The sequence below is a fragment of the Mycobacterium sp. ABE4_509 genome (assembly GCF_056160785.1).
The window spans coordinates 1-5835 of record NZ_JBSWXU010000223.1 but is presented as its reverse complement, the minus strand read 5'-3'; the positions used below and the strand labels follow the sequence as shown (position 1 = coordinate 5835).

The window sequence follows — 5835 nt, the reverse complement described above, 5'->3', positions numbered from 1 at the left end:
GGTCCCGGCGGTGCCGTCGACCAGCTGCTGGCCCAGGCTGAGCACCGCGCCGCGGAACAACTCGTACTTGCTGGAGTAGTGCCGGTACAGGGCTGCCGCCGAGATACCGACGCGGGCCGCGATCGCTTCCATGCTGACCCCGTGATAGCCCAGCTCACTGAACGCCTCCGCCGAGGCACGCGCGATCTGCGCTTTCCGGTCCTTGGGCCGTCGGCGGGCCTCGTCGCTGGCGGTGCGCGCCATGGCGCCCACGATATCGTGAGCGCCCGCGGCTGGCGGCCGCCACCGCCATGGTGTGTAGTCGCAGGGTGCCAGCCCGAGTGCCTTCGCCCCTGCCTCCCCTGACCTGGAAGCGCGTCGATTCGCGCACCGACCCCGACTTCGTCGTCGCCCCCGGCGAACGGCTGAGCTGGCCGCGCACCATCGGGCTGGGTGCACAACACGTGGTCGCGATGTTCGGGGCCACCTTCCTGGTGCCGGTGCTGACCGGCTTCCCACCGGCCACCACACTGCTGTTCTCCGGTATCGGGACGATCCTGTTCCTGCTGATCACCGGAAACCGGCTGCCGAGCTATCTGGGATCGAGCTTCTCGGTGCTGGCCCCGGTGCTGGCCGCGCTGGGCACCGAAGGCGCCGGCAGCGCCCTCGGCGGCATCGTCGCCGTCGGGCTGCTGCTGATCGTGGTGGGCGCCGTGGTGCACGTGGCCGGCACCCACTGGCTCGACGTCGTGCTGCCGCCGGTGGTGACGGGCGCGGTGGTGGCTCTGATCGGGTTCAATCTGGCCCCCACCGCGAAGACCAACTTCGAGGCCGACCCGATCGTCGCAGCGGTCACGCTGGTGCTCATGGTCGCGGTGCTGGCGTTCTTCCGCGGCATGATCGGCAGGCTGGCGATCGTTCTGGCCGTCGCGGCGGGCTATGTGCTGGCCCTGGTCCTGGGCCGGGTGGACACCTCCGCGATCGGCGACGCGGCCTGGATCGGGCTACCCGAGTTCCAGACCCCGACGTTCGCCTGGTCGGTGCTGCCGCTGTTCCTGCCGGCCGTCATCGCGCTGATCGCCGAGAACATCGGCCACGTCAAGTCGGTGGCCCAGATGACCCGCACCGACATGGATCCGCTGATGGGCCGGGCGCTGGCGGCCGACGGGGTGGCCACCACGCTGGCCGGCTTCGGCGGTGGGTCGGCGACCACCACCTACGCGGAGAACATCGGGGTGATGGCCGCCACCCGGGTCTACTCGACGGCGGCCTACTGGGTCGCGGCGCTGGTCGCGATCGCGCTGGCGCTGTGCCCGAAGGTGGGGGCGGTGATCTCGGCGATCCCGGCGGGCGTGCTCGGCGGCGCGACGGTGGTGCTGTACGGCCTGGTCGGCATTCTCGGGGTGCGGATCTGGTTGACCAACCACGTCGACTTCAGCCGTCCCATCAACCAGATGACCGCCGCCATCCCGCTGATCATCGGCATCGCCGACTTCAGCTGGACGATCGGGGGGCTGACGTTCACCGGGATCGCGCTGGGCTCCATCGCGGCGCTACTGGTCTATCACGGCATGCGGCTGCTGTCGTTCCGCCCTTCGGACAGCCGCTCTCACGACTCGGTGAGTTGATGGCGGGTGCGGTCCTCCCGGATCGGTATCCCGTTGCGGCCCCGTTGGTCCTGGGCGTAGCGGCCGATGGCGTAGGCCACCCCGCCGCCGAGGATCTCCATCGCGGTCCGGTCGATGTTGGCCAGGGTGTCGCGCTCGGTGTGGTAGTCCGGGTCGAACTTCGCACCGGCCTCACCGCCCCAGATCTCGGCCTGCTCGACCGATTTCTCGGCCTCGGCGCCGGAGAACAGCCCGCCGGCCGGGATCCCGGCCCGGGTGAAGCCGTCATAGTCCGATCTGCCGTTGAACGACGAATCCTCGGCGGGTTTGCCCGCCGAGTCGAGGTAGGCCGCCAGGGTGCGCTCGATGCCGGCCGAGCCCTCGGGCACCCGCGGCACACCCTCGCCGCGGACGATCGTCGACTGGTCCCCGTCGAGGGTGAAGTAGCCCGGGTTGGGTGAGCCGAGCATGTCGAAGTTCAGATACAGCGCGATGTCGGTGAGTTCGTCGTCGTTCAGCGACCCGACATAGTCCGACGACCCGTGCAGACCGTATTCCTCGGCGCCCCAGAACCCGAACCGCACGGCGTTGGCGACTTCGGGCGAACTGCCCAGTTGCAGCGCGGTTTCCAGCACCGCGGCCACACCCGATCCGTTGTCGTTGATCCCCGGGCCCTCGGCGACGCTGTCCAGGTGCGCCCCGACCATGACCACATCGGAGGTCGAGCCGGTGGTGGTCTGGGCGATGACGTTGCGGGTCGTCTCGACCCGCACCCCGGCGTTGAGCCGGATGTCGGTGGGTGCCCCGGCCTGCTCACGCAGCCGCGCCCCGGTGGACCGCGGCACGCTGATCACCGGGATGCGCACGTCGGTCTGGGCACCCAACGTGCCGCCCATCCGGTCCTCGTCCTCGCTGTTGGCGATGATCACCGCGACCGCACCGCGGTCGGCTGCCACCGTCTGCTTGGCGCCGAACGGGCAGGACCCGCGATCGACCAGCACCACCGCACCCTGCACCGCCAACCCGTCGTAGTCGTCGGGCGTGCAGCCCGGGGTGTCCTCGGCCGGCGCGGCCACCAGGAGGCCGGACACCCCGTCGGGCGGTGTGCCGACCGTGTACTCCAGCGGCCGGGCCTCGACACCGTCGCCCGCCACAGTCAGCGTCGGCTCGTCGGCCCAGGGCAGGCGCACCTCGAACTCGGGGGTCGTCACCTCGAAACCCGTGTCCCGCAACGCCCCGGCGACGTAGTCGACGCTGGCGTCATACCCGGAGGTACCGAGGGCGCGGTTGCCGTCGTGCTCGTCGGCGATCTGCTGCAGGGCGCTCAGGTGGGCCATGGTGGCATCCACCGTCACCGACCGCCGGAGGTCCTCGGCGAACTGCGCGGCCAGTTCGGCGGCCCGCGACGGGTCGGGCGCCGGCACCGGCTCGGTCTGCACCTCACGACCGCAGCCGGCAACGACCAGTGCGACGGACAGCGCGACGGCGGCAGTTCGGGCGATCGGCGTCCTCGCCGGTCTTGTGGGCGTCACCTCACCACGTTAGCGCGCGTCCGCGCGGTCCCCGAGATACCGCAGCACGGCGTCGGCGGCCTCCCGGGGCTGTTCGATCTGCAGGAAGTGCCCGGCCGCCGGCAGCGTGTGCACGCGACTTCCGGCGGGCAGCACGGCACCGATCGGCTCGGCGTAGTCGGCGATCATCGCGCCGTCCTGGCCGCCCTGCAGGTGCAGGATCGGCACCCGGGGCACCGCGAACCGGTGGCTGTGCAGATCGGCGTAGCGCGCCGCCGGACGGCCCGGCCGGGCCAGCGCCCGGTAGTAGCCGACCGCCGCACGCCGGTGCGCCGGGCTGGGCAGCGCGGCCAGCGCATCGTCGCGTTCGACGTCGGTCTGGTAGCCCCGCGGCCCCCAGTCCCACCACAGCCGGGGAATGACCCGCGGCAACAGCCGCTCCGGCAGCGACGGCAACTGGAAGAACACGATGTACCAACTGTTGCGCAGCTGGCGCGGGGCCATCCGCAGCTGCCGGCCCCACGAGCCGCGCACCCGGGTGATCGCCCCCACCGGCGGCACGGCCATGGTGATGTGCTCGGCGAACGGCGAATCCGGGTACGCGGCCAGCGCGCTGGCGGTGAACGCACCCCAGTCGTGGCCGATCAGCACCGCGTCGTCGGGGGCGCCGAGCTCGCGGTACACCGCCAGCGCGTCGTACATCAGCGCACCGATGTGGTAGTCCCCGTCGGGTGCGGGGCCGGTGGGTGCGTAACCGCGCGAGAACGGCGCCACCACCCGCATCCCCTGCTCGGCCAGCATCGGCGCGAACGCGCGCCACCCCCAGGCGCTGTCCGGGAATCCGTGCAGGCACAGCACCAGCCGCCCGTCCGGCGGCCCCCACGACAGCGCCGCGATGTCGAGGTGCGGCAGCTTGAGGGTCAGCATGTGCGCGGTCGTGTCAGGCGTCACGGCGATTCATTGTGCCAACCGCGACGAGGAAAACCAGGGCGACGACGGAGGTGAAATATCCCAGCGAGCCCAGTTCGCCCCAGGGACGGGCGTAGGCGGGGAACAGCCACGACACGTCGAGGAAGTCGAACATGTTCGCGAACGGCAGGTACGGCCCGATCCACGGGGCCTGACCGGGCAGATTGCCGAGCAGCGGTTCGACCAGCAGCGGCCACAGCAGCAGCACCGTGACCGCACCCGCGGTGTGACGCAGCAGGGCGGCCACCCCGACCCCGAGCACCGCGGCCAGCGCCGCGTAGAGCGCCATCGCCGCCGCGGCGCGCCACCCACCCGGCCCGGCCGCACCGGCCACCAGGACCGCCCCGAGCGTCATCGCGGCCGCAGCGACCGCCGAGAACGCCGCCGCGACCACCGCCTTGGCGCGCAGCACCACGGTGCGATCCGGTGCCGCCATCAACGTGGTGTGGATCAGGCCGGTGCGGTATTCGGCCGTGACCGTCATCGCGGCCACCACCATCAGCACCGGCACACCGAACACCGCGACGCCCAGCACCGCGGCCGGCACCGTCATCGGCCGGTAGCTGGTCGCCACCTGCAGCGCGGTGATGCCGAGGCTCAGCAGCACGGCCGCGGCGGTGGCCCACAGCGGTGAGCGCACCGTGACGAGCTTGATCCGCTCGGCGTTCACCACCGCCGCCCAGTGCCGGGGCGTGTGCGGCCGGGTCATCGGGACGTGCCCCGGTATTCGGTGGCCTCGTCGGTGCTCGACAGATAGGCCTGCTCCAGGGACACCTGCTGCACGCTGAGCTCGTGCAGCACGATCGAGTGCCGGGCCGCGAGCTCCCCGACGGCCTCGGTGGTGGTCTCCTGCACCGTCAGCGCACCCTGCCCGGCCGACACGGTCAGCCCGGCGCCGGCGAGCACGGCGCGCAACTGCCCGAGCGCTGGGCTGCGCACCCGCACCGCGGCGGCGCCGGAGCGGGCGACGAACTCGTCGACGGTGGTGGCGGCGATCAGCCTTCCCCGGCCGATGACCACCAGCCGGTCGGCGGTGCTGGCCATTTCGGCCAGCAGATGACTGGACACGAAGACGGTGCGTCCCTCACCGGCCAGCGTGCGCATCAGGGTCCGCACCCAGTGGATGCCCTCCGGGTCCAGGCCGTTGACCGGTTCGTCGAACAGCAGCACCGGCGGGTCGCCGATCAGCGCGGCCGCGATGCCGAGGCGCTGGCTCATCCCCAGCGACAGCGTGCCGGCCTTCGCGCCGGCCACCGACGTCAGCCCCACCATGTCGAGCACCTCGTCGACGCGGCCCGAGGCGATGCGGTTGGTCGCGGCGATCCAGCGCAGGTGGTTGCGCGCCGACCGGTTCGGATGCAGCCGGCGGGCATCGAGCAGGGCGCCGACGCTGCGCAACGGATCGGCGAGCTGCCGGTAGGACCGGCCGTCGATGGTGGCGGTGCCCGATGTCGGGCGGTCGAGCCCGAGGATCATCCGCATCGTGGTGGTCTTGCCCGCTCCGTTGGGGCCCAGGAACCCGGTCACCACGCCGGGCTCGATCGTGCACGTCAGCGAGTCGACGGCGCGCACCGAGCCGTAACTCTTGGTCAGCTCACGCAACTCGATCATCACAGTGCGCCGATCACCAGGTCGGCGACCGCGGCCATGCCCTCGGCGTTCGGGTGCAGCGGGGCGGGCCGGCCGGGAATCGGCCAGCCCGGCCGGGTCGTCCACGGCGCAGCGGACCAGGCGTGGTGATCGACGCTGGCGTCGGCGGCGCCCACCAC

Annotated in this window: 6 protein-coding genes and 1 pseudogene; 1 reads left to right on the top strand and 6 read right to left on the bottom strand. The window is 71.9% G+C overall.

Annotation, left to right across the window (positions count from 1 at the left end; all coding sequences use genetic code 11):
- The coding region (locus tag ACXAID_RS26805) for a TetR/AcrR family transcriptional regulator (RefSeq protein ID WP_475025211.1) at window positions 1-243 on the bottom strand (243 nt) is incomplete at its 3' end.
- Between the two features lie 89 nt (window positions 244-332).
- Between ACXAID_RS26805 and ACXAID_RS26800 the strand changes: the two genes are divergently transcribed.
- Window positions 333-1607 carry a uracil-xanthine permease family protein gene (locus ACXAID_RS26800; RefSeq protein ID WP_475025214.1) on the top strand — a complete coding sequence of 425 codons (1275 nt, stop codon included), beginning with the start codon at window positions 333-335 and terminating at the stop codon, window positions 1605-1607.
- Here the strand turns inward: ACXAID_RS26800 and ACXAID_RS26795 are convergent.
- The 5 genes and pseudogenes from ACXAID_RS26795 to ACXAID_RS26775 form a co-directional block, all read right to left on the bottom strand.
- Window positions 1589-3088, bottom strand: coding sequence for a M28 family metallopeptidase (locus tag ACXAID_RS26795; RefSeq protein ID WP_475025213.1), 1500 nt, complete (start codon window positions 3086-3088; stop codon window positions 1589-1591). The two genes, ACXAID_RS26800 and ACXAID_RS26795, sit on opposite strands and share 19 nt — an antisense overlap.
- 39 nt (window positions 3089-3127) lie before the next feature.
- The gene (locus ACXAID_RS26790; RefSeq protein ID WP_475025212.1) at window positions 3128-4024 is read right to left on the bottom strand and encodes an alpha/beta fold hydrolase; all 897 of its coding nucleotides are present in this window, start codon (window positions 4022-4024) and stop codon (window positions 3128-3130) included.
- 13 nt (window positions 4025-4037) lie between these two features.
- On the bottom strand, window positions 4038-4775 hold the full coding sequence (locus ACXAID_RS26785; protein ID WP_475025210.1) for an ABC transporter permease: 738 nt from the start codon (window positions 4773-4775) through the stop codon (window positions 4038-4040).
- Window positions 4772-5677, bottom strand: coding sequence for an ABC transporter ATP-binding protein (locus ACXAID_RS26780; protein WP_475025209.1), 906 nt, complete (start codon window positions 5675-5677; stop codon window positions 4772-4774). The genes ACXAID_RS26785 and ACXAID_RS26780 overlap by 4 nt, the downstream gene beginning before the upstream one ends.
- Window positions 5677-5835, bottom strand: a pseudogene (locus tag ACXAID_RS26775) (SGNH/GDSL hydrolase family protein); the annotation flags it as partial. The gene ACXAID_RS26780 and the pseudogene ACXAID_RS26775, both read right to left, overlap by 1 nt.

What these genes read in the sequence shown, in the direction of transcription:
- ACXAID_RS26790 (WP_475025212.1), bottom strand. Translation starts at nt 4,024, where the DNA reads ATGCTGACCCTCAAGCTGCCGCACCTCGACATCGCGGCGCTGTCGTGG.
- ACXAID_RS26785 (WP_475025210.1), bottom strand. Translation starts at nt 4,775, where the DNA reads ATGACCCGGCCGCACACGCCCCGGCACTGGGCGGCGGTGGTGAACGCC.
- ACXAID_RS26780 (WP_475025209.1), bottom strand. Translation starts at nt 5,677, where the DNA reads ATGATCGAGTTGCGTGAGCTGACCAAGAGTTACGGCTCGGTGCGCGCC.